The organism is Dictyobacter vulcani (assembly GCF_008974265.1).
Classification (GTDB): Bacteria; Chloroflexota; Ktedonobacteria; order Ktedonobacterales; family Ktedonobacteraceae; genus Dictyobacter; species Dictyobacter vulcani.
The window spans coordinates 3254365-3275982 of sequence record NZ_BKZW01000001.1; the positions used below are offsets into that span (position 1 = coordinate 3254365).

20 protein-coding genes and 1 pseudogene are annotated in these 21618 nt (G+C 51.8%); 8 read left to right on the plus strand and 13 right to left on the minus strand.

Annotation, left to right across the window (positions count from 1 at the left end):
- Nucleotides 1-423 precede the first annotated feature (423 nt).
- Nucleotides 424-1818, minus strand: coding sequence for an IS4 family transposase (locus tag KDW_RS13695; RefSeq protein ID WP_162005213.1), 1395 nt, complete (start codon nucleotides 1816-1818; stop codon nucleotides 424-426).
- Between the two features lie 275 nt (nucleotides 1819-2093).
- Complete coding sequence (locus KDW_RS13705) at nucleotides 2094-3275, minus strand: DUF4097 family beta strand repeat-containing protein (protein WP_162005214.1); 1182 nt, start codon at nucleotides 3273-3275, stop codon at nucleotides 2094-2096.
- A 241-nt stretch (nucleotides 3276-3516) separates the two neighbouring features.
- On the opposite strand from KDW_RS13705, the gene KDW_RS13710 reads away from it, so the two are divergent.
- The 3 genes from KDW_RS13710 (at nucleotide 3517) to KDW_RS13720 (ending at nucleotide 6435) form a co-directional block, all read left to right on the plus strand.
- Nucleotides 3517-4080, plus strand: coding sequence for an RNA polymerase sigma factor (locus tag KDW_RS13710; protein ID WP_151756476.1), 564 nt, complete (start codon nucleotides 3517-3519; stop codon nucleotides 4078-4080).
- A complete protein-coding gene (locus tag KDW_RS13715) occupies nucleotides 4073-5368 on the plus strand; it encodes a hypothetical protein (protein ID WP_151756477.1) in 1296 nt (431 codons plus the stop codon). The genes KDW_RS13710 and KDW_RS13715 overlap by 8 nt, the downstream gene beginning before the upstream one ends.
- A gap of 197 nt (nucleotides 5369-5565) precedes the next feature.
- Entirely contained in the window at nucleotides 5566-6435 is an 870-nt protein-coding gene (locus KDW_RS13720; RefSeq protein WP_233097692.1) for a polyphosphate kinase 2 family protein, read from the plus strand.
- 10 nt (nucleotides 6436-6445) lie between these two features.
- Here the strand turns inward: KDW_RS13720 and KDW_RS13725 are convergent, their stop codons facing one another.
- From KDW_RS13725 to KDW_RS13740, 5 genes are all read right to left on the minus strand, one after another.
- A complete protein-coding gene (locus tag KDW_RS13725) occupies nucleotides 6446-7699 on the minus strand; it encodes a DNA polymerase Y family protein (RefSeq protein WP_162005215.1) in 1254 nt (417 codons plus the stop codon).
- Nucleotides 7585-7854: a hypothetical protein gene (locus tag KDW_RS31715; RefSeq protein ID WP_162005216.1), complete on the minus strand. Its 270-nt coding sequence runs from the start codon at nucleotides 7852-7854 to the stop codon at nucleotides 7585-7587. The genes KDW_RS13725 and KDW_RS31715 overlap by 115 nt, the downstream gene beginning before the upstream one ends.
- A gap of 593 nt (nucleotides 7855-8447) precedes the next feature.
- Nucleotides 8448-9614 (minus strand): DNA glycosylase AlkZ-like family protein, encoded by a 1167-nt coding sequence (locus tag KDW_RS13730; protein WP_151756479.1) that lies wholly within the window; start codon nucleotides 9612-9614, stop codon nucleotides 8448-8450.
- 19 nt (nucleotides 9615-9633) lie between these two features.
- Complete coding sequence (locus KDW_RS13735) at nucleotides 9634-10125, minus strand: ClbS/DfsB family four-helix bundle protein (protein ID WP_151756480.1); 492 nt, start codon at nucleotides 10123-10125, stop codon at nucleotides 9634-9636.
- A gap of 23 nt (nucleotides 10126-10148) precedes the next feature.
- Nucleotides 10149-10685 (minus strand): cysteine hydrolase family protein, encoded by a 537-nt coding sequence (locus KDW_RS13740; RefSeq protein ID WP_151756481.1) that lies wholly within the window; start codon nucleotides 10683-10685, stop codon nucleotides 10149-10151.
- 176 nt (nucleotides 10686-10861) lie between these two features.
- Here KDW_RS13740 and KDW_RS13745 point away from each other — a divergent pair, with 176 nt between their 5' ends.
- Nucleotides 10862-11818 (plus strand): helix-turn-helix transcriptional regulator, encoded by a 957-nt coding sequence (locus KDW_RS13745; protein ID WP_151756482.1) that lies wholly within the window; start codon nucleotides 10862-10864, stop codon nucleotides 11816-11818.
- A 42-nt stretch (nucleotides 11819-11860) separates the two neighbouring features.
- Here KDW_RS13745 and KDW_RS13750 read toward each other — a convergent pair.
- From KDW_RS13750 to KDW_RS13770, 5 genes and pseudogenes are all read right to left on the minus strand, one after another.
- Nucleotides 11861-13101: pseudogene (locus KDW_RS13750) on the minus strand (ornithine cyclodeaminase, nickel-pincer nucleotide-dependent).
- Nucleotides 13102-13335: 234 nt separating this feature from the next.
- Nucleotides 13336-14166 carry a polyphosphate kinase 2 gene (gene ppk2 / locus KDW_RS13755; protein WP_151756483.1) on the minus strand — a complete coding sequence of 277 codons (831 nt, stop codon included), beginning with the start codon at nucleotides 14164-14166 and terminating at the stop codon, nucleotides 13336-13338.
- A 208-nt stretch (nucleotides 14167-14374) separates the two neighbouring features.
- Nucleotides 14375-14938: a CRISPR-associated protein Cas4 gene (locus tag KDW_RS13760; RefSeq protein ID WP_151756484.1), complete on the minus strand. Its 564-nt coding sequence runs from the start codon at nucleotides 14936-14938 to the stop codon at nucleotides 14375-14377.
- A 32-nt stretch (nucleotides 14939-14970) separates the two neighbouring features.
- Nucleotides 14971-15399, minus strand: a complete 429-nt coding sequence (locus KDW_RS13765) for a hypothetical protein (protein ID WP_151756485.1) — start codon at nucleotides 15397-15399, stop codon at nucleotides 14971-14973.
- A 22-nt stretch (nucleotides 15400-15421) separates the two neighbouring features.
- The gene (locus KDW_RS13770; protein WP_151756486.1) at nucleotides 15422-16018 is read right to left on the minus strand and encodes an HDIG domain-containing metalloprotein; all 597 of its coding nucleotides are present in this window, start codon (nucleotides 16016-16018) and stop codon (nucleotides 15422-15424) included.
- A gap of 208 nt (nucleotides 16019-16226) precedes the next feature.
- On the opposite strand from KDW_RS13770, the gene KDW_RS13775 reads away from it, so the two are divergent.
- The 4 genes from KDW_RS13775 (at nucleotide 16227) to KDW_RS13785 (ending at nucleotide 20138) form a co-directional block, all read left to right on the plus strand.
- The gene (locus KDW_RS13775) at nucleotides 16227-17267 is read left to right on the plus strand and encodes a dipeptide epimerase (RefSeq protein ID WP_151756487.1); all 1041 of its coding nucleotides are present in this window, start codon (nucleotides 16227-16229) and stop codon (nucleotides 17265-17267) included.
- Between the two features lie 46 nt (nucleotides 17268-17313).
- Nucleotides 17314-17982, plus strand: a complete 669-nt coding sequence (locus tag KDW_RS13780) for a pentapeptide repeat-containing protein (protein ID WP_151756488.1) — start codon at nucleotides 17314-17316, stop codon at nucleotides 17980-17982.
- Nucleotides 17983-18118: 136 nt separating this feature from the next.
- The gene (locus KDW_RS34930) at nucleotides 18119-18250 is read left to right on the plus strand and encodes a hypothetical protein (protein WP_269822443.1); all 132 of its coding nucleotides are present in this window, start codon (nucleotides 18119-18121) and stop codon (nucleotides 18248-18250) included.
- Nucleotides 18251-18608: 358 nt separating this feature from the next.
- A complete protein-coding gene (locus KDW_RS13785; RefSeq protein ID WP_151756489.1) occupies nucleotides 18609-20138 on the plus strand; it encodes an ammonium transporter in 1530 nt (509 codons plus the stop codon).
- Between the two features lie 347 nt (nucleotides 20139-20485).
- On the opposite strand, the gene KDW_RS13790 is transcribed toward KDW_RS13785, so the two are convergent.
- Nucleotides 20486-21538, minus strand: a complete 1053-nt coding sequence (locus tag KDW_RS13790) for an N-acetyltransferase DgcN family protein (RefSeq protein WP_151756490.1) — start codon at nucleotides 21536-21538, stop codon at nucleotides 20486-20488.
- Between the last annotated feature and the right edge of the window lie 80 nt (nucleotides 21539-21618).

Consider the following 21618-nt stretch of genomic DNA (forward strand, 5'->3'; position numbering starts at 1 on the left):
CACGAGATGATTTTTGCTAGCATCGATATTAGACTGGGCGAGGAAAAATATACTCTATTATATCATGTATTATCAGTATCTAGTTTGTGTCCCTATGGATAGCCTCGCGACCTTTATCAGTGCAACTCTGATAGTGGTGCGTTGATTGCTGAGGGATCTTTGCCTTACTTATAGGAATAACGTACCAGGAAAGACTATCCATTATAGCATAAAACCCATGGATGACTTTGAAACGCCTCCAATGGTGGCATGATGATGAAGCAAAGCATGCTCTAATACCCAAAAGATATAAAACGATATATTCAACTTTTTCGTCGATTTCCTGACCTCCACAATAACGCATCGCCTACCACGTCACGGCTTGATTATGGCCAAGCAAGGATATTATGAAGGGTATAAATCGACCACAAGGGTCAATACTGTTCAAATAAGAAGAACGACAAAATCAAGAAACTGATCTGTAGGATCGAAAGGAGGTGGCGGAGGTTCGTTGCACGACTTGCGCTTGTACTTGCGATAGAGCTTTTTGAGCACCCGAGGGTTCACGCGCAAACAGCGGAGCGGCAATACCTGAGCGGTGAGCCTCTCGCGCATCTCTTGGAGCAATCCCTCCCGCTCAGCTGGCTCGACCAGAGCCAGTTCACGCGTGGCCTCTGTAAGCACAAAGACCGCATCCGTAAAACTGAGTCGATCCGGATCAACCTGCGCTTGACAGGCGGCTTGATGCATCCAGAAGCGCACGACATAGTGCGCTAACAAGATAGCATAGACCTCCTGGCGTACTCCTTCAGGGGTACGTGAGCGCAGCACTGGTTGCTGGAGCCGTTGGTGCGTTTTGATCTCATCAAGCACGAGTTCCACTTCCCAGCGCTCATGGTAGCACTCCACCAGCTCCAGGGCTGGAGCTGTGCGGGGATTGAGCCAGGTGGTTGCCAGACGATACACCTGATCCGGTTCCCCAAGCCGCTCATCAGTGATGCGATATTCAATCACTCGTACCAGCAAGGGTTTTTCTCCTTTCGACTGGCCACGACCAGGCGTGTAGGCGGCGAGATAGCTGCCATCGCTGAGCTGACGCAGGTAGCGATGCAGATGGTGGCTGGGCAAGGGTCCCATCACGTGAGCACCACGGTCACGAACGGCTTGCCAGAAGGGCCGACCGGTAAATTGGGCATCATGCAGCAGGAACATGTCAGGCTCCAGCGATGCCACAATCGCTTCCGCCTGAGTGCGCTCGGTGACGGCACAGGAATCGACAACCGCATCCACGACGGCGTGACTGCCACACTCGCTCAAGAGCAACAGCCGGATTTGCGGAAAGGGTCCCGGTCCGTATTGATTGCTGGGGCGGGCAAAGGCAGCGGCATTGGCGGGCGTATCAGCGACATCCTGTCGCGTGCCATCCAGGGCCATCAACCGCTTGCCGAAGCGTAAGGCACCGATGGTCTGTGAGGTGCACATCGGTCGGCACGCCTGGGCAAAGAGTCCACGTAAGGGGGCCGAACCCAGTTGCTGGCGACGAGCACTGATGGCCGAGCCCTGGACATGCATGGCTTTCAGTGGTACCCCCAACAGGTGGAGTGGGCGGGCGAGCCGTTCGAGGACGCGAGGAAAGGCCTCTCGGGACCACAGAGCAGATGCTAACAGAACGTAGATGATGGCGAGCATATTCAGTTTGCGTTCGCGCTCTTCCCAGGCCTGATGCTGGCTGAGCTGTTCACAGATCATCTGACGGGGGTAAACCTCTTCGATGATCTCGAAGCTGAGGTGGTGGCACATCTTGCTATCGAGATCCAAAGAGCGTAATCTATAGTGCATGAGGAATGTCCTTTTCTGCATATGAAGATTGCTATATCTTAAAGTATGCCAGAAATGGTCTTTCCTCATCGATTTTCTCCCCTTTCTTCTTATTTGAACAGTATTGACCACAAGGGTCGAATCTACCGTTATGCCTTAGCTGCTTTTTTGTACAGTGATGTTGCCACTGCCAGTTTTGAGATTGAGCCGGGCACGAGGGCCGCTGCTAATATCGTTGTTGCCAAATTCATTAATAACTCTGCCGGAGCCAGTGCTGGCGTGGAGACTGAAGGCGCTTAGATCCGGTAACATGAGATTGATGGAACCACTGCCTGTACGCATTTGATAGTCACGGGAGGGTTCAACCGATCCGGAGAAGTTGATCTGACCACTGCCCGTTTTGATGTCGGTATCCCATTCAAAGAAGCCATTGCGAGTGTAATTCTGCCACTGCCGCTTATAATGTTTCCATGGCCAATCATATCCGTGAGCTCGACGCGGCCGCTGCCGGTTTTGAGCCTGACCTCGCCATTGAGTTGTGTTCCGATGATGCGGCCGCTGCCGGTTTTGAGTCGGACCTCGCCATTGAGTTGTGTTCCGATGATGCGCCCACTGCCGGTTTGCAGATCTATGCGCCCGCTGAGATTGTCGGCTTCGATTCTCCCACTACCCGTGGACAGTATCAGTTGTCCCTGCAGGTTGTGACTTGTAAGTGAGCCACTACCAGTACGTGCCTTGATCGAGCCATTGATATCCTGGAGGTTAATAATGCCTGAGCCATTTTTGAGCTGGATTTCACAATGTTGAGGAACCGTAATCTCCAGATCGATGGCGCGAAAGCCAAACTGAAAGGGAGTGAAGTGAATATGACTTTTAATGTTGAGCGCATCTCCACGTTGATCATAGTCCATGCGCATGTTTTTCGCTGTGACCCAGGGTCCACTGGCGCGCTTCGTGGCGCTGACCGTGACTTCGTTTTGTTCACCTTTACGGATCGAGACCGTGCCGCTGGTGTTTTGGATGTTGAGTCGCGCATATTCCTGGATCTGGAAGCTCTCCACTGGTAGCGGTGTCGTGACCACACGCCAGTTACTATAGATCACAAAGGCACCAACCAGCACCAATACAATGATAAACGGCCAGGCAAGCCCGCTACCAAGGATCCCAAAGAAATTTCCGATCACGATACCCAGGAGGAGTGCACCCAGCACCAGCATGATTGTACTGATACCATGTTGTGTATTTTGCGGTGGGCGGAGCTTTTCTCCCGCGCTCTCCTGAAACCAGCTATCATCGTAGGACGACTGATAGCTATAGCCTTCTTGATAGCTACGTTCCTGATATGGTGCCCCTGGCGGCACACTATATTGTTGCGTGGACGGTTGTTCACGGGGATCTTGATTGACGCTGTGTTCACTATTGGGGACATATCCCTGTCCTTGCGCCATTTGAGGGTCTTCCTGACTCTGGCTTTGCATAGTTCGGAGCTCCTTAAGACATATGAAAGTATGAAAGTATGAAAGTATGAAATAAAACACTACCATAACATACGATTCAATGCGCTAAAAGTTCATGTTTGTCCCACCGTTTATTTCTGACGGGTAGGTATAGCTGAAAAGTAGTTTATATAGCATAGCCGTTTTGAACTGGCTTATCGATGTAACGTTTTCGAGGAATTCTACGACTACAATACGAGAATTTTACTAAGGAGGCCAGATAGTGCATGAGGCCAAACATATGCATGATACGCCAACGCAGCATGGTTTAATCGAGCAGCTATACCAGAATTATTGGCTCTTGCTTTTAAACTCTATTTCACTGCAGATTGCTTCAAAGGAGGAAGCTGAAGATATTCTGGTAGAGGTTTTTCAGGCTGCCTATGAGAGTTCTGTGATTGCAACGCTGACTGCGCAGCAGCAACTGGCATGGCTACGTCGTACCGCTCACAATAAAAGTGTGGACCGCTATCGCCGTAACGAGCGTTACCCGACGATCTATCTGGAGCAGTGTGCCACACAATCATTCGAGCCTGACCAACGTACACCTGAACATTTGACCATCCTGCGTGAGGAGACACGTGACTTGCAACAACAACTATTAGCGCTTCCACAGCAGCAACAAGAGTTGCTCTATCTCCGCTTTGCCGATGGACTGCACTGTAGCGAAATCGCGCTGCGCTGGCGCAAAAGCGAAGGCTCTATTCGTACCTTGCTTTCACGCACCCTCAATCGTTTGCGCACCAACTATCGACTCCGAAAGGAGGATATCAATAATAATGAGTAACGATCAGTACAAACATGATGCAGCATTTACGCCCGAACAAATTGACGAACAAATTGAACAGTCCCTCCATCATCCACAGGATCAACAGGCAGATCTTGTCGACAAGCCATTTATCAATGAGCTCTCTGGAATCTACAGTGAATATAGCAGTCAACGCGACCGCATCTGGCAGCGCATTGCTGCTGGTATGGAGCAACAACCACAGGTAGTACGAAAGGATTCTCCGATGGAACAAGCGCAGAAACCTCAATCTTTTATGCCGCCTCACCCTGCCAAACTACTGCACCGACAACGCTGGCAGGTAGCATTCTCGGTATTGGTGGCCGGTTTGATTATCGCCAGCACGCTCTGGCTTATTAGCAGCAAAGTATCTACTTCTACGATCCCTTTATCTCCATCAGTGAATAAAGGAATAACTGATGCCGTTTGTGCTCCCTTCAATGATGCCGGCTGGCTGGCGATCTGCCATAGTGCTTATAATCAACCAATCAACCAGAGCCAGAGTATCAATACACATGTGTTTGGTAAAGTGAAATTTGCCGTTGATAGCGCCTATATTGATAGTAATCGGGCGATCATCAAATACACATCCACACGAGTTGCTACCAGTAAAATTTACGAGCTGATTGATCATCCTCATCTCACCATAAACCATGGTATGAAGTTTCAAGATATACAATTTGGGATGCTCACCACAACAGAGCAGCATAGTAATAAAAGCATCATCTCGTTTGAGACTCCCGATCTTACTCACCGGAGCGGTAATATCTCCTTGCAATTTATCGATGATATATTAGTTATCCAGGATTTTCCCTCAAATAATCCTCGGCGACCAGGTCCAAGTGCATTGTTAGAGACGTACCACTTGAAATTTAACTTCAGTATAAAGATACAACCGGACTACAAGGTCGTTTCGGTACAGCAGACGCAGACTGTAGATATGGGAAAACTCACCTTTCAACGTATTATTATAACCCCAAGTGCAACGCGTCTGATCATGTCTGGGGTCAGGTCCGAAATTATGGGTACAGCGGGATTAACTCAGAAAGATCAAGGCGTGGCGGCAGCCGTATCTGGTGTGTATTTTGGTAAACGACATGTGACCTATCAGCAAGAAGTGATGATCAGGCTCTTACAGAAAAAACCACCCGTCTTTGAAATATTCTACTTTCAAGCTCTTTTTAATCAGTCTGGGCAATGGTCCTTGCATTGGCCAGACTACATGTCGAATCCCACCGGTAAACCTCCAGTGGATACTGGCTACATTTACACGGTGGCTATAAAGTAGTACCACAGCGAAAAATGCATCCGATCGTTTTTTTTCTCAAAGAACGCGCCGTAGATAGCACATCTACGGCGTCTTATTTTTATGATTAGCGCTTTCCTATATGGCGATCCTGGCTATCCTGTGAATTGGGTGGAGAATCACATTCTTTTGCATCCTCTTTAGCTTGCGGTGAGTGTTACAAAAAAGAGCTATATATTGTGAAAGGACGCGATGTTATGGGTGACGAGTTATTATGGAAAGTCTCTGAAGGCGATTCGGTGAATCTCAAAAAATATGATCCCGCTTATGTGGCTTCCTCTGTCAAGCGTGAAGAAGCGGACCAGCAGCTGGCGGCACTGGGTCAGGAACTTGGTGAGCTACAAGAATTGCTGGCGGCTGCACAACACCATAGTATTTTGATGGTGTTGCAGGGTATGGATACCAGCGGCAAAGACGGAACGATCAGTCATGTCTTTTCGCAGGTCAATCCACAGGGATGTACGGTCAACTCATTTAAAGTTCCGACCCCTGAAGAGGCCGCGCACGATTTTCTCTGGCGGGTGCATAAGGTGGCTCCAGCAAAAGGTATGCTTGGTATCTTTAATCGCTCACACTATGAAGATGTGCTGGTTGTACGTGTGCATAATCTTACTTCGGAGGATGTCTGGAGCCGTCGCTATAAAGATATCAACCATTTTGAGCGGCTGCTGACTGAAAATAATACTATCGTGCTGAAGTTTTTCTTGCATATTAGTCAGGATGAGCAGACTGCTCGCCTGCGGGCGCGAACAGAGGAGAAGGATAAGGCCTGGAAGATCTCGGTCAGCGACTTTGCGGAGCGCAAGTACTGGGATGATTATCAAAAGGCCTATGCAGACGCTCTAAGCAAATGCAGTACCAAAGAAGCTCCCTGGTATATTGTGCCCGCCAATCATAAATGGTACCGCAACCTGGCTATTGCCCAGACGCTGGTTGAGACGATGCGGTCCTATAAAGATGAATGGAAGCAAGAGCTTGAGGCCAGGGGGCGCGAGGAACTGGCGGCCTTGCAACAATTACGGGACCGCAAAGAAGTGACTGACCTTTAGCGTTGTGTGCCTACAGTTTACGTGTGAGCCGACCACGGGAGCGCGCTGGCGGTGGATAATAGCTGGTTGGGGCCGTAGTGATCATATCGCCGATCCGCAATTGCACCTGTAGATAGCGCATACCAGAACGATGATAATGGGCGAAGAGCATCAGACCATGGTGGGCGATAATATCGGCATCATCGGTATGGCGCGCCAGCAACATCTGACCACCGATGGTTTCTTCTGTCACCGTCGTTGTTGCTTCGCCATCATCGTTCGTCTGTAGCTTACGGGTCTGGCGATGTAGCTTATTGGGCCAGAGGATCAAGGCGATAGATTGCCCTTTGAGGCGTTGCTCCCGTAAGCGTTCACTCAGATGGTCCGCCAGTTTGCGCAGCGCGCTACATGTCTCATCCGCATCGGCCTGATGATGGAAGTGTACCCGAGCGTTCTGACTCAGCGGTGGGGCGTCCGGTATGACCAGGGTATCATCCTCTCCGATCGCTATGCGGTACAACCAGGTGCCGAGTTGACCCAGGCGCCGAACCAGTCCTTCTTCGTTCAATACGGCGACCTGGGAAAACGAGTTAATGCCAAAGTCGCGTAGATGGGCAACCATTTCAGCTACCGCCACCGGATCAAGCTGCGGCTCACCCTTGTCCTCAACCTCATGATTCTCGCTGCCTTCACCCGTTTCTGGTAATGCCGTGGACTGCGCGGTACCGGCGGCCCGCAATTTTAAGAGAATGTTCAGTGGTAGTGTCTGTACAAAGGATGCTTCATGGCCCTGGGGCACATAGAGCACGCCCTGGCGTCCATCGCGCCGGCTCATCAGTGCAGCCAGTTCAGCCGTCGACTTGCCATTGGCGACCCCGATCAAGGCGTTTAAGCCTAGTTCCGCGATTTCAGCGCACAGGCGCTCCGCCAGCGCGGCGGGCGAAGTAAAAGGGATTTCGCAGCCACGCAGATCTATAAAGGCATCGGAAATAGGAATAGTTTCAATGATACGTGAATAGGCGCGATAGCGATCCTTGAGCTGTTTCAGGATAGGCTGGTAATGATCATATGAGGCCGGCAAGAAGCGTGTGCGTGGAGCCATCCGATGTGCTCGGCGCAGAGGCATACCAGGTACCAGTCCTATCCGAGCGGCCGCAGGCGAAACATCGATCACCCGACCAGGCTCATTGGGCCGTCCAGTTCCTGTACCAATGATAAAGCTTTGTCCGCGCAACGACGGATCCAACTGCTCTTCCAGCGTACAGTAGAAGTGCTCGATCCGCACATGCATAATCCCTGACGGAGCCTGGCGCGCTCAGCTGCTTGCGCTGCTTCATCCAGCTGGTCCTCGGCCGTCTGATACTGACTTTGCTCGTTCGTCACGGCTTCCGAGTCCTGCAAAATATGTTGTGTCGATGATGATCGCTGAAATTGTTGCATAGCATTCTTCTACAGTATATTTTTGTGATGGACGAACGACAAAAAAGAAATGTCACACCCGACTGTCAGGGTGTGGCAGATAAAAGAGCTCAAGTACCCAGCGGCCGAAGCTGATGGGATTGGTTGAATCGGCAATTTTTTCTATTATATAATAAATTTCCTGTTGTGCCTATCGTGACGCGTCTGCCCAGGACTTTGCAATTCTTTGTTTTGCTGGCCTCGCTTGCACCGGAGGCTTGCTCGTACGTGGAGAGGGCGCCACACGCGGAGGCCGCACTGCTGCGTTTGCGCAGGCCAGCGTGCAAGAACGACTTCGCAGTGCTGTGGCGCCTACAGGGATCGTGTGGATCCTCCCCGTACCTTCTCGAAGAGGATCACGAAACAGGATCCGTCTCGGTGTAGGCGCCACAGGCATGCGATGCTTTTTGAGCCCCTCGCTCCACCATCACGCCGCATGCCGGCCTCTGCGTGTGGCGCCCTCTCCACGTACTATTTTTATGGCCACAAAAGCGCTTCAACGAAAAATATTGGCCTTTAAGGCTGCCGGTACGACAGGTCTCCTAACCGAAATGTATTGGCCGCGAGGGCTGCCGCTACGAGGGGTTGAGTATGAGGTGTTCGGGGAGTTGGATGGTGTCGGCTCCGAGGTAGCGTTTGAAGCGTTGCATGGCTTGTTTGATGGCGTGATAGAGCTCGGCATCGGGCTGGCAGTTGTCTTCCCACCACCAGTTGAAGATGGTCCAGGTTTTGGCGTTGAGGCGGGAGTCGAGGCGGGCGATGAAGCGGTCCTTATAGAAGACGGGGAGTACATAGTAGCCCCAGCGGCGCTGGGCAACTGGCTTGTAGACTTCCCAGAGGTAGTCAAAGGAGAAGATTTGCTGGATGGCTTTTCGGTCCCAGAGCATGCTGTCCAGTGGACCCAGGAATTTGACTTCGGGGTCTGCTGGCAATGGCGTGTCGAGATAGGGCAAGGCGTGGCGATGCAGGTAGTAGAGGTTTTTTTTCTCGCCAACCTGGACCGGTAGCAGGGTGCCATCTTCTACCAGCTGGAGCACGGCCTGTTTGCGTACAGCGGTGGATCCACAGGCGCTCCAAACGGCGGATTCAGCGTTGGGGCGCAGGAGTCCGACTGCCTGGTAGCGCCGGGCGATGATCCAGCGGTGATAGGCTTCGGCATCGGGATGGATGGGCTGGTTATAGTGCTGTGTGGGAATGACGCGTTCTGGCCGATCATAGTAGTGGCGACCACTTTTGCGATGGTGGGTAACCACGATCCCACTGACCCACATAGCACGCAGGACGCGCTTGACATTGGTCATCCCATACCAGGAATTTTGATCAGCCATGCGGGTACGATCCTCAAATTCCAGCGACGAAAGCGGTCCACGGGCATCGATGGCGGCCAGGACTGCGGGTGCCGTCTGCGGATCTACCTCCATGATTTCGCGATCGTGATAGGGACGATACAGTTCACGGACATGCGAGCGCATGGCCCAATCGCTGATCGGAACCAGGCAGGCTTGTTTATCCCAGGAATCATATATTAGTCGATCCGTATAGGCGGCCGGCTGCCAATCATCCACCCGGTAACCAGGAACACGTGCCTGTAAGACCAGATCGACATTGCGGCCAACAGGATTTAAAGGATCGTACTGCACCGTGCCCAGGCGGTTAAAGACGCCTGGGAGATCGGTTGGGGTGAAATGATAATTAGCTAGTAAGCGCTGTGCCTGTTCCTGTGAGATCTGTATCGTCGTCATGTGCTACTCTTTCCGTTAGTTATGCCTTTCGGCTGGCCAGCCATTCCTGAATGATCTGGGTATGTTCCTGATAATGCTCATAGGTGTTACCAGCGATCCAGGGCCAGATAGAATTCTGGGATTTGCCCCAGGGAAGCGGACTATTCAATTGCTGATCTGAGAGGCGCTCAACCGCGCTCTGAAGCTCCAGAGAAACGGCGGCGAACTCGTTGCGTACCTCTGAGAGTGGACGATCTTTACTAGTTTGATAATAGAGCTCATTGATTTCATCTTCACTCATGCCGGGTGTAGGATCACCAGCTTCGACCTGGTTATGGATTGCTTGCAGGGCGGTAATGACACGATTCTGCCAGGCGCTTAAATGGGCGATGTTATCTTTGATCGACCATTTGCCATTGACGCCGGGTGTGGTCAGCTGTTCATCGCTGAGCGAGGAGAGCAGGTTTGTGAATTCTGTATAGCCGGCCTGCATACGGGTTAATAGTTCAGCTTTGGTGACAAACTCAGTCATATCTGTATTCCTCTTTCCTTGATTTAGTTTAATACGGCGCTGGTGGGTTTGATGGTAATAATGGCTTCATCACTGCCGAAATCGTTCAGGGTATAGTTATAGAAGGCGATGATCTGCTCCGCACTGAGCAGGTCAGTATCGAAGGTCAGATGGGCATCGCTGACCAGGATGACATTGTAGCCGAAGGTCGTGGCGCGTCGGACGGTGGTATCGACGCAGTATTGGGTCTGGCCACCGACCACGATCAGTTGGCGCGTACCGTATTGTTGCAGGGTTTCCTGTAATCTGGTGTCATAAAATGCATCTGAGGCGCGCTTATTGACAATTGCTTCGCCATCCCGAGGGGCGATCGCGGGATGGATCTGCCATTTAGGGCTACCGAGCTCCAGGCCATGTCCTTTGGGACCATCATGCTGAACATAGATCACGGGAACGCCAGCGCTACGTGCGCGCTCCAGCAAGGTCTGCATGTTTTTCAGAGCTGGTTGATGATGGGCCATATCAGGATCAATCATGCCGACCTGGATATCAATGATTACCAACGCTGTATCTTTTTGCATCCTATTCCTCTTAAGTTCTTATGTCTTATGTTTCTTATGCATTGCCCCTGCATAGCCAATGCAGCCTCAAAAAAAACTTGTATCTTGAGTTTACCGTCAAAAGAGGGTAAGATTCGCCCTGATTAGATATTTTTTTGACGAGAGCCAGGATATTGGTGGTGAAGGAGTCACGGACAATGTATTTTCCGACAACGCGTGTGTTGACCGTATTGGAGTTGTTGCAATCGCGGCAGCAGATCAGTGGACAGGAGTTGGCGGAGCGCTTAGAGGTGGATCCACGGACGGTGAGGCGCTATATTACGATGCTGCAAGATCTGGGGATTCCGGTTGAGGGTATGCGTGGCCGTTATGGGTCTTATCGCTTGCGCCCGGGCTTCAAGTTGCCTCCGCTGATGTTTAATGATGATGAGGCCCTGGCACTGACCGTGGGATTGCTGGTCAGTCGTAAGATGGGCTTGACGTTGGCGACACCGGCCGTTGAGGGGGCGCTGGCCAAGATTGAGCGTGTCATGCCTGAGGCCTTGCGGGAGCGTATCCAGGCGCTCCAGGAGACACTGGTCGTGGATATCACACCAACAGGAGCGGCCCCACGCAGTGATATTGTGATCACCTTAAGCGAGGCGGCGCGTCAGGGTCATGGTATTCAGATGGCGTATCGTGCTTATGAGGGTAAAGAAACGCAGCGCCAACTGGATCCTTATGGACTGGTATATCGTTCAGGTTACTGGTATGTGGTTGGTTATTGTCATCTGCGCCTGGAGCTGCGCACGTTTCGCCTGGATCGGGTGGTCAGGGTTGAGCCAGAAGTAGAGCGCAGCTTTGTGCGACCCGACAACTTTGATTGCCTGGCGTTTGTGTTAAAGGCCATACCATCGACTCCGGCCACCTGGTTTGTCGAGGTTTTGCTGGATACCACCCTGGAAGAAGCGCAACGTATCGTACCACCGGCGCTGGCTTTGTTAGAACAGGTTGAAGATGGGGTTGTGTTGAAGTGTTATGTCGATCACCTGGAATGGATGGCCTGGATCCTGATCCGGTTGCGGTGTACGTTTGTGGTGCGTCAGCCAACGGAACTGCGGGACGAGTTACTCAAACTGGCCCAACAGATAACCGCGCTGGCCGAGCGCACCTGATCCTGTTATGGAAGCAAGCGCTGCTCCCATGTGAAGGAATAACTATTGTTCTTTGCGCAGGAAATCCACCAACTCACGCAGGAAGAGTTCCGCGTCCGTTACCAGTCCGGCGGCCTGGAAGCTACCACGATCGGCCAGCTTGGTGACGACCGACTGATTGATATCGACGACGACGGTGCGTACATGCGCGGGCAGCATATTGCCAGTCGCGATGGCATGCAGCATCGAGGCGACGATGATCGACATCTCGATACCCGGAAGCTCTTCGCGCATGCGTGCCTGTGCCTGCTGCATATCTGAGATCACGCCAGGCATGGGACCATCATCACGGATCGAGCCAGCCAGCACCATCGGGATGTGATGCTTGTGGGCTTCATAGGTAATGCCCTCGCGTAGCAATCCTGTCTGAATGGTTTTCTCGATTGAGCCAATGCCGCGAACAGTATTGATCGCACGTAGATGATTACGATGTCCACCCACAACCTGTTCGCCACTCTTTAAATCAACTCCCAGCGAGGTACCAAACATAGCTGACTCTACATCATGGGTAATGATCGCGTTACCGCCAAAGATTACCTGTACATAACCCATACGAATCAATTCGGCCACATAACGGCCAGCACCCGTATGAATGACGGCTGGACCCAGCACGAACAGGATCTTCCCCTGGCGTGCGCGTACCTCTTTCATCTGTTTGGCGATATTGTGGATCGCTCGCACTTTGACTTTTTCTGAGGATACATCGCTCTGCATGAACGCAAAATCATCATGGCTGCGCGCACGGGCATAGGGCGTGACGCGGATCCCATCATGGCCGATCACGATCTCTTCGCCGACGTGTACGTCGTGCATTGGACGGCAGTGGGCACTATTCTGCTTGCGATCAATGGCAATCGCCACATCCATCTCAATTTTTTCTACCTCGACCCACTGACCGTTCAGGCGTATCTGGGTTGGCAAATTGGTGGTGGAGTAGAATTTATCGGGGAGAACCCCTTCTTGTTCGACCTTTATCGTATGAACATCATCGGCATGTAAGAGGACGGCACCAAGTTGTTGGAGCTGAGAAATAATCTGTTCAAGCACCTCATCATTGGGGCCTCGACTTTAATACGCACATAGCTGGTATCATCTTTAGTGGCACCAACCTGTATTTCCTCAACATCAAAATTACCACCGCGATCCATAATCGTATCCCAGGCCTTTGGTAGCGTCCAGGAGTCAATAATGTGACCGCTCATTTCCATTACTTCGTGTACTGTATGCATAGCTTGCTCTCGCATTTCTTTCCAAAGCTAGTGAATTGAGCTGTAGTCTTTTGCTGCTTAGTGTATGCGTCCCGCCAGGGAATGTCAATTGACAATGTACTACTGCCAGGGCTTTCCAATTCTCCTTGCAAGCGGGGATGCAAGGGGCGGCCAGCCCCTTGCCGGAGCGCGAGGTGTCCTCGCATCTCCTCCCTCTTCTCCCGCCGAAGGCGGGACAAAAAGAGAATTGGAAAGCCCTGGTACTACTGCTTAATAAATCTGGGGAATAATATTATAAGCTAGCTCTAACTCCTGATAGTTCTTTAAGGGTTGATGTTTGGGCAGTTTTATCGATTTGACTGGAACTTCTTTATAGGGTATCTGACTTAGCAGATGGGAGATGCAGTTCAAGCGGGCCTTACGCTTATCGTCGGCAGGCACGACATACCATGGAGATTCAGGGATATCGGTGGCAAGAAACATCTCATCTTTGGCTCTGGAATAATCACACCAGCGACGATGTGCTTCAATATCCATCGGACTGAGCTTCCAGACCTTGCGTCCATCATTGATGCGAGCCTGAAAGCGGCGTTCCTGCTCCTCTTGACTTACCTCAAACCAATATTTGATGAGGATGATACCGTTATGGATAATCATCTGTTCAACTTCTGGACAGAGTTGCAGAAAATCGCGGTGTTCCTGTTCGGTACAGAATCCCATCACACGTTCAACACCGGCACGATTATACCAGCTACGGTCGAAAAGCATAACTTCTCCGGCCGCTGGTAGGTGGACCAGGTAGCGTTGGAAATACATCTGCGATTTTTCGCGCTCGGTTGGCACCGTCAGTGCGACTATCTGGAAGACACGAGGACTGACACGTTCGGTAATGCGCTTAATCGCCCCACCTTTACCAGCCGCATCCCGACCCTCAAAAATGACGACTATCCTTAATCCGCTCTGTACCACCCAGCTTTGCAACTTGACCAGTTCCGTCTGTAGCTTTTTTAATTCGCTCTCAAATTGTTTTCTCGAAAGCTTTTCTGAAGGTTGACTTCCACTCTCTCCTGCCTGCTTTTTCTTTTCCACGTGTATATCCATCTGATCATCTCTCTTGCTGTGTATGTGAACTATCGACGAGAATATCCTGTCTTTGCTGCTCTCAGACACTTTTTTTTACAGCATCTAGTCTCACTAATCGCCAGATAAGAGGGTATCCTCTATATTACAGCAGGGATTCAAGGATAAATATTCTAAAATCATTATGGAGCAGAAGAAGAAGCCTGATGTGTACACATATCAACAGGCTCTATTTGCCCTGGCCCACCGGACAAATAGGTTGGTAGATACAGGCGCGACACTTAGCAACTTTTTGTTTTTTGAGCGATGGCGGTAGTTGCGAGGAGCAGAGGTCCATCTGTTTGAGGTGGCGCAGGACCTTTTTGCGCAGGGCGGCTGTATATTCAATGGGAAATTCACGGTCGGTGTAGCGGAGGATGCCATGAGTGGGTGGTTCCTCGGCATATTCTTCCAGGATCAGGCAATAGGTGGCCACCTGCAAGACATGATGGCTATCGGGATTCATGGCATTGATGGCGATAGGTTTGACATCTACGGGGAGCAATTGCTTGTCTGGCAGTCTGACGATATATGTCGGCCTGGCGCTGACAGGAAACTCGTCCGAGGTAATCGCTTCGCCCAGGCCGTCGGTATTCTCATAGACCAATTCACCAGGGGGCAGGCCCAGTGCCTGATGATGTTCACGCACCAGATAATCGCGCTGGACACGGCGCTCATTGAAGAGCAAGAGAAAGCAGGCGACGGAAAATAAGAGTAACCCGATGCCACTAGCAAAGAGTACCTGCCCTAACATAGTTATGTTTATCCTTCCGTTTTCCTGCTTCGTTATTTTAAGATCAATGTCAGTATTGAGAAACCAACCAGCACCACGCCTGTACCGAGCGCCAGTACGGCCAGACCCAGCAACCGACGTACCTTTGGATGATTCTCGACCGCCTCATCGTACTCCTCATCCAATTCTTCATCGGCCTCCATCTCAGGAAACTGCTTGGCTCTCCGCGCATCCTCATAGAAGGCACCACGCCGCGCCAGAATCTGTTCGATCACCTGATAATCTGGCATTTCAGGGGCCAGAGATCCATATTCCTGTTCGATCTCAACCATCTGCGCGAACAAAGAGTCATTATCAGCCTGCACCGCCGGATCATATTGCTCATGCCACCAGACAAGAGGACAATATTCATACTGCGCGACTTCTTTCGCCGTATAGAGCCGTTGTGGCGCCAGTAGATTCTTCGTATTTTTTTGCTGCATAGTTCTTTACTACTACCGTGTGTTAGCGGCTTACTTCCTGTTTTGTGTCTGACGTTCCGGCCAGTCCCAGCGTATCAGCGACCTCGGTCATGGCCTGGATCACAAACGCGATATGCTCGTTCAGATCCACTCCCAGTTCCTCCGCCCCTTTCACCAGATCCTCACGGTTCACACCGGCCGCAAAGGCTTTGGCCTTCATCTTTTTACGTACCGAAGAGACTTCCAGGCCCTCAATACTTTTTGTCGGGCGCACCAGTGCGGTTGCTGTAATCATACCCGTGATCTCATCACAGGCGTAGAGTCCCTTTGACAGCAGATCGGTGCGCGGATGGTCCTCCAGATTGATATCATTATGGGCCAGGATCGCGTAGATAATGCGCTCATCATAGCCATCTGCTGCGAGCCAGCGGGCTGCCACCTGCGTATGTTCCTTGAGATCGGGATATTCTTCATAATCGCAGTCATGCAACAGACCCGTCATCGCCCACAATTCTTCATCTTCCCCATATTTACGTGCATAAGCGCGCATCGCGGCTTCAACTGATAGCATATGTTTCTGTAGATTCTCATTTTTTACATGGCTGGTCATCAAAGCGTATGCATCATTTCGTGTTGGCATGCTATCCCTCTCACTACATAGATGTGCGGCCAATTTTGCCTCTATTATAGCACAGGAGTTGGGCTCAGGACGGTCGAGTATTTGGGGATTGCGGATCGATGTTTCTACCATTGAACAGGCGTGCTATGATGGTTTATGGTCCCACTTGTATTTGGATTATATGTATTTTATAGGTTGTTGTAGCACGCCTGGATGAGGGAACATTTTTATGTTACATATCGATGCGAAACCAATAGATCTTCAGTTGACGACGCCTTTTCGGATTGCGCGTGGTGTCCAGCATACTGCGGCGAATGTGGTGGTTGAGGTGAAGCATGAGGAGGCGGTTGGTTATGGTGAGGCGGCCCCCAGTAAATATTATGGGGAGAGTGCGGAGACGGTGCTGGCCTGTATTGCGATGTTCGCTGGCAATCTGGGGGATGATCCGTTTTTGCTTGAGGAGATTATGCAGCGCCTGGATAAGGTGATTCGACTCAATCCTTCGGCCAAGGCGGCGGTAGATATGGCGCTTTATGATATTGTGGGGAAGATCCTGGGTGTGCCGGTCTACAAACTGCTGGGCTTGAATCCTGCGCATACTCCGCGTACCTCGTTTACGATTGGCCTGGATTCACCAGCAGAGATGGCCAGGAAGGCGCTGCTGGCACAGGATTATCCTATTTTGAAGATTAAGGTTGGTACGCGCCACGATATCGAGATCTTGAAAGCGATTCGCGATGTGTCCTCGGCGGTGATCCGCGTGGACGCCAATGCCGGTTGGACACCGAAGGAAGCGATTCGCAATATCAATGCTCTGGTTCCTTATAATATCGAGTTTGTGGAACAGCCGGTGGCGGCCCATGATCTTGCGGGCCTGAAACTGGTACGCGAGAATGTAGAACTGCCGATTATTGCGGATGAGAGTTGTGTTACGATCGAGGACCTGCCGCGCTTGAGCGAGTGTGTGGATGGTGTCAATTTCAAGCTGATGAAAAATGGTGGTATGCATAATGTACTCAAAATGATCCATATGGCTCGTGCCTATAATCTGCGTACTATGCTTGGTTGTATGATCGAGAGTTCATTGTCGATTACCGCGGCGGCCCACCTGACTCCTCTGGTGGATTATGCGGATCTGGATGGTCAGCTATTGATTAATGATGATCCTTTCCTGGGAGTAAGCGTGGAACGCGGCAAGTTGATCCTGCCGAATTATCCTGGATTGGGTGTCAAAGTGCGTGCCGTAGCGGAGCAGCATGAAAGCAAATAGCGCCTCGTAATTGTCACGCATGCAATAAGAAGGAAGGCATGAAGCTATGACCACGAAAGCCAATCAGCCAGCAGTGCAGGTACGTCCGCCACGCTTACCGAAGCGGCCACAGGGGCGGGATATTGTTGGTGGATATGTGCAATACCATGAACGCTATACCTCCCTGGCTCTGGCCAACATAGACCTCTCAACCCAGGTCGCGGCCCGGCCAGCTTTTGTGGAGTCCTCATTTAATCAGATTATGCTCTCCAATACCGAGTTCGAAGAGATCCAGCTTGATGACGTGCGCTTTACTGGCTGTGACTTTGCTACGGCCGACTGGTATAAATGCGTCTGGCACCGCGTGGAAGTCATCGGTTGCCACATGACCGGCTTTCTGGCCGGCGAGTCCTATTTAGAGGATGTCCTGTTTAAAGATTGTTTGCTCAGCCTGGCGCAATTACGCTTTGCCAGACTGAAGAATGTACGCTTTGAACATTGCGATCTGCTGGAAGCGGACCTGTTAGAATCTGAGTTCACCCAGGTGAGCTTTGAGGATTGCAATCTTCGCCAGACCGAGTTGAGTGGGACGCGCCTGAGCGGTATCGACCTCAGCTCGTGCTCCCTGGATGGTGCTCGTGTGAGCGCTAAAGAGTTGAGCGGGGCAACCCTGAATATCGCGCAGGCGTTGGCCCTGGTAGAAGCTATGGGCATCCGCATCCAAACCCCACCGTAGCGGCAGGCCTTGCGCCTGCGATCTGTTCGGCGTATGAAGAACTCCCTGTGGGCACCGGAAGCGCTTGCCGCTGCCCCTCCCCGGCGTCGGATCGGCATACGTAACATGTTGGACATCATGGGGGATGCGCCCCGCGGTGATGAGGTGGCTTGTCTGTACGTGGAGCGGGGGCAGCGGCAAGCGCGTGCCGTTGCGTGGCGGTGGCTTGTCGGTACGCCAACAGATCGCAGCCGTAAAGGCTGCCGCTACATTACATTGTATTGGTTAATTTGTACAATGTTTTTTTGGGGATCTTAAGAAATGATCAAAATATACAGGCTGTAATAGTCAAAATCTCTACGCTGTAATAATGGTGTTTGTGCACTATGCACAAATATGTGATAGCGATTTGTGACATATTGGACCTTATAAGGTATGCCACTTATTTCTTATACTCTATTTAAGTACGAAATATACAAAACAGATACATCAATGCTGATATATCCACTCCCCAATTAGAAAATCTAGCTGCTGCTATTTAATGGCTGGCTGATCTTTCTATCTAGTGCTCAGTGATGAGATTTGTCGCCTTCCTGCTGCCTGAGATATTTATTGCTCTTATTTCGGCCGAAAGGACTTATTGAATTATGACGACACTTTTACGAGCTACATGGACACGCTTACGCACGAATTTCCATGATCCTCTCATCCGCCGTAACGTTGCCTATTTTATGGGCGGCAAACTGTTAGGCCTGGGACTGCTCCTGTCGGTGATGTATTGGGTTATTCCGACTGCGGTTCATGCTGCCACGGGTGCGGATGCGCCAACGCCCTCGATCAATGCAATCAATACCGTCTGGACCCTGGTAGCTGCTTTCCTTGTATTTGGTATGCAGGTCGGATTTGTTATGCTGGAAGCTGGCTTTGCTCGCTCGCGTGAGTCGGTCAATATTCTGGTTGAGGGTATTGCTGATACCTGTATCTGTGGTATTTTGTTCTGGGCCTGGGGCTTCGCCTTTATGTTTGAGCCTGGAACACCCTGGATCGGTACACATGGGTTCTTTTTAAGCGGCCTGCCCTCTACCTACCTGGGTACCGGCATCCCCGTACTGGCCTTCTGGGTCTTCCAGTTTGCCTTTGCTGATACTGCTTCAACAATCACATCGGGTGCCATGATTGGCCGCTGTGGTTTCTGGGGCGACATCCTGTATAGTATTGGCGTGACGGGCTTTATCTATCCGATCATCGGTCACTGGACCTGGGGTCCGGACGGCTGGCTGGCGATGATGAACTTCAAGGACTTTGCAGGCTCAACGGTTGTGCATAGTATTGGTGGCGCGATCTCACTGGCCGGTGCCCTGGCTCTGGGACCTCGTCTTGGTCGTATCTTCAAACGCGATGGTGGTGGACCACCTCCTGCTCACGACTTGATCATCGGTGCGGTCGGTGGCTTGATCCTCTGGTTCGGCTGGTATGGATTTAATCCTGGTAGCACATTGTCGGCGTTGGACACCGTTGGTATCGGGCGTGTCTCATTCAATACGACGCTCGCCGCCTGTTCAGCTGGTCTGGCTGCCCTGTTCTACTCCTACTTCCGCTCAAAGAATAAAACCTGGGATCTTGGTCTGACCGTTAACGGCTTCCTGGGTGGCCTGGTCGCCATCACCTGCCCCTGTTACTGGGTTGATCCGGTTGGTGCCTTTTTCATCGGTATCGTGGCTGCCGTCGTCGTGGTCTTAGGTCTGGATGCACTGGAATACCTGCGGATCGATGATCCAATCGGGGCCGTTCCTGTCCACCTGTTTGCTGGTATCTGGGGAACCCTGTCACTGGGCCTCTTTGCTACCGGTGCCTATGGAGCACCCACACCGACAGGCGCTGACACCAGCGCAGTCATCAAAGGTCTGCTCTATGGTGGTGGTTTCGGTCAACTGGGTACCCAGTTTATTGGTTCCGCGGTGACCGTGGTGTCCACTCTGGCCATCTCGCTGGTGATGATGTATGCCCTCAAATATGTCGGTGTGTTGCGCGTCTCCAAAGCGGGCGAGCTCGAAGGTCTGGATCTGCACGAGCATGGAGCCGTTGCGTATCCTGAGTATGCCATCATGGGTCTCGTTCCCTCTTTGACTGGTCATGAAGAGAGTGTCGCGGCCACACCAGTATTGGTTGAGGAATAAAGCGTAGCGGCAGGCCTCGCGCCTGCGACCTGTTCGGCGTATGAAGAACTCCCTGTTGGCACCGGAAGCGCTTGCCGCTGCCCCTTTTCGACGTACTCCTTGCGCCTGCGATCTGTTCGGCGTATGAAGAACTCCCTGTTGGCACCGGAAGCGCTTGCCGCTGTCCCTCCTCGACGTATGATCGGCACACGCCGCACGTAATGGGGATGCGCCCCATCCACGTGGGTGATAAGGTGGCTTGTACGTACGTGGAGCGAGGGCAACGGCAAGCGCGTGCCGTTGCGTGGCGGTGGCTTGTACGTACGCCAACAGGTCGCAGCCGTGAAGGCTGCCGCTACGGTTAATAATTAATCCTTGAAGTCGCGTTCAAGGGCATCCATTAAAGGCGCGACACCAAAGCGCAGCGGATCGGTCACCGGCAATCCTGTCTCATTCATCATCTGCTCAATGGCAGCACGAGCCTGCTGTTCATCCAGGTGATTGGTGATCAACGAGATCCCAACAACCTTACTGCGCCGCTCTGGTCGCAGCCAACTGACGGCCTCCTCATTGATCTCGATTAAGCGATTGATGGGAGGGAAGAGGCAGTGCTCATAGCCGTTGATCGCGGTCTGACCGGCCTTATGACAGAAGATCATTGCATCTGGCATCGAGCCATGGAGCAGGCTCAGCGTCACCGGTGAATAACCGGGATGGTTCAGGGCTCCCTGACCCTCGACAAAGACCCAATCATGATCCTGGCTGAATTTCAACACCTCTTCCTCAACCAGTCCGGCGGCAAAATCAACAATCAGGCGATCGACTGGCAGGCCATTATTGGCGATCATCATGCCCGTCTGGCCCGTCGCAATAAATGCGCTCGAATGGCCACGGCGTAGCGCCTCTGCATTGAGATCCAGGGCCGTCGACATCTTCCCGGAACCACAGTCCGAGCCAACCAGCAAAATGGTATGGCTGCCTTCGCGGTGCGGTGTAAAATCAGCCACACGCGTCCTGGCTGGTGGCTGGCGCACATCCCAGATGGTGACGTTATTTTTGGTGGCGGCTGTACGCAGTTCCTCATCATCAGAGATAAAGGCGTGCAGGCCACTCACAATGTTCAGACCATGCTCGATGGCGGCCAATAGCTGCCAGCGCCACTCCTCAGGAAGCGCGCCACCGCGTGGAGCGATGCCGATCAGCAGCGTATCCGGCTCATACTTCAGCGCCTCGGTAATATCGCGCACAACCGGGATGCCCTCTCCCACCGGACCCTGCAGCGCCTGGGCGACATCCATCCCGGCATGTTTACTATCGATCACAGCTACCGTCGTATCTGGCGCATAACGGATCACCCCGACTGCCGTCTTCGCCGTGTGCCAGCCTAACGCGCCCTCAGCAAGAATAGCGATTTTACGCATTGCGAAAATTTACCTCTGTACTCTCTAATTGTTATGAACAGAAGAAAAAATACTATAGCTTCTATTATAACGTGTCTGGC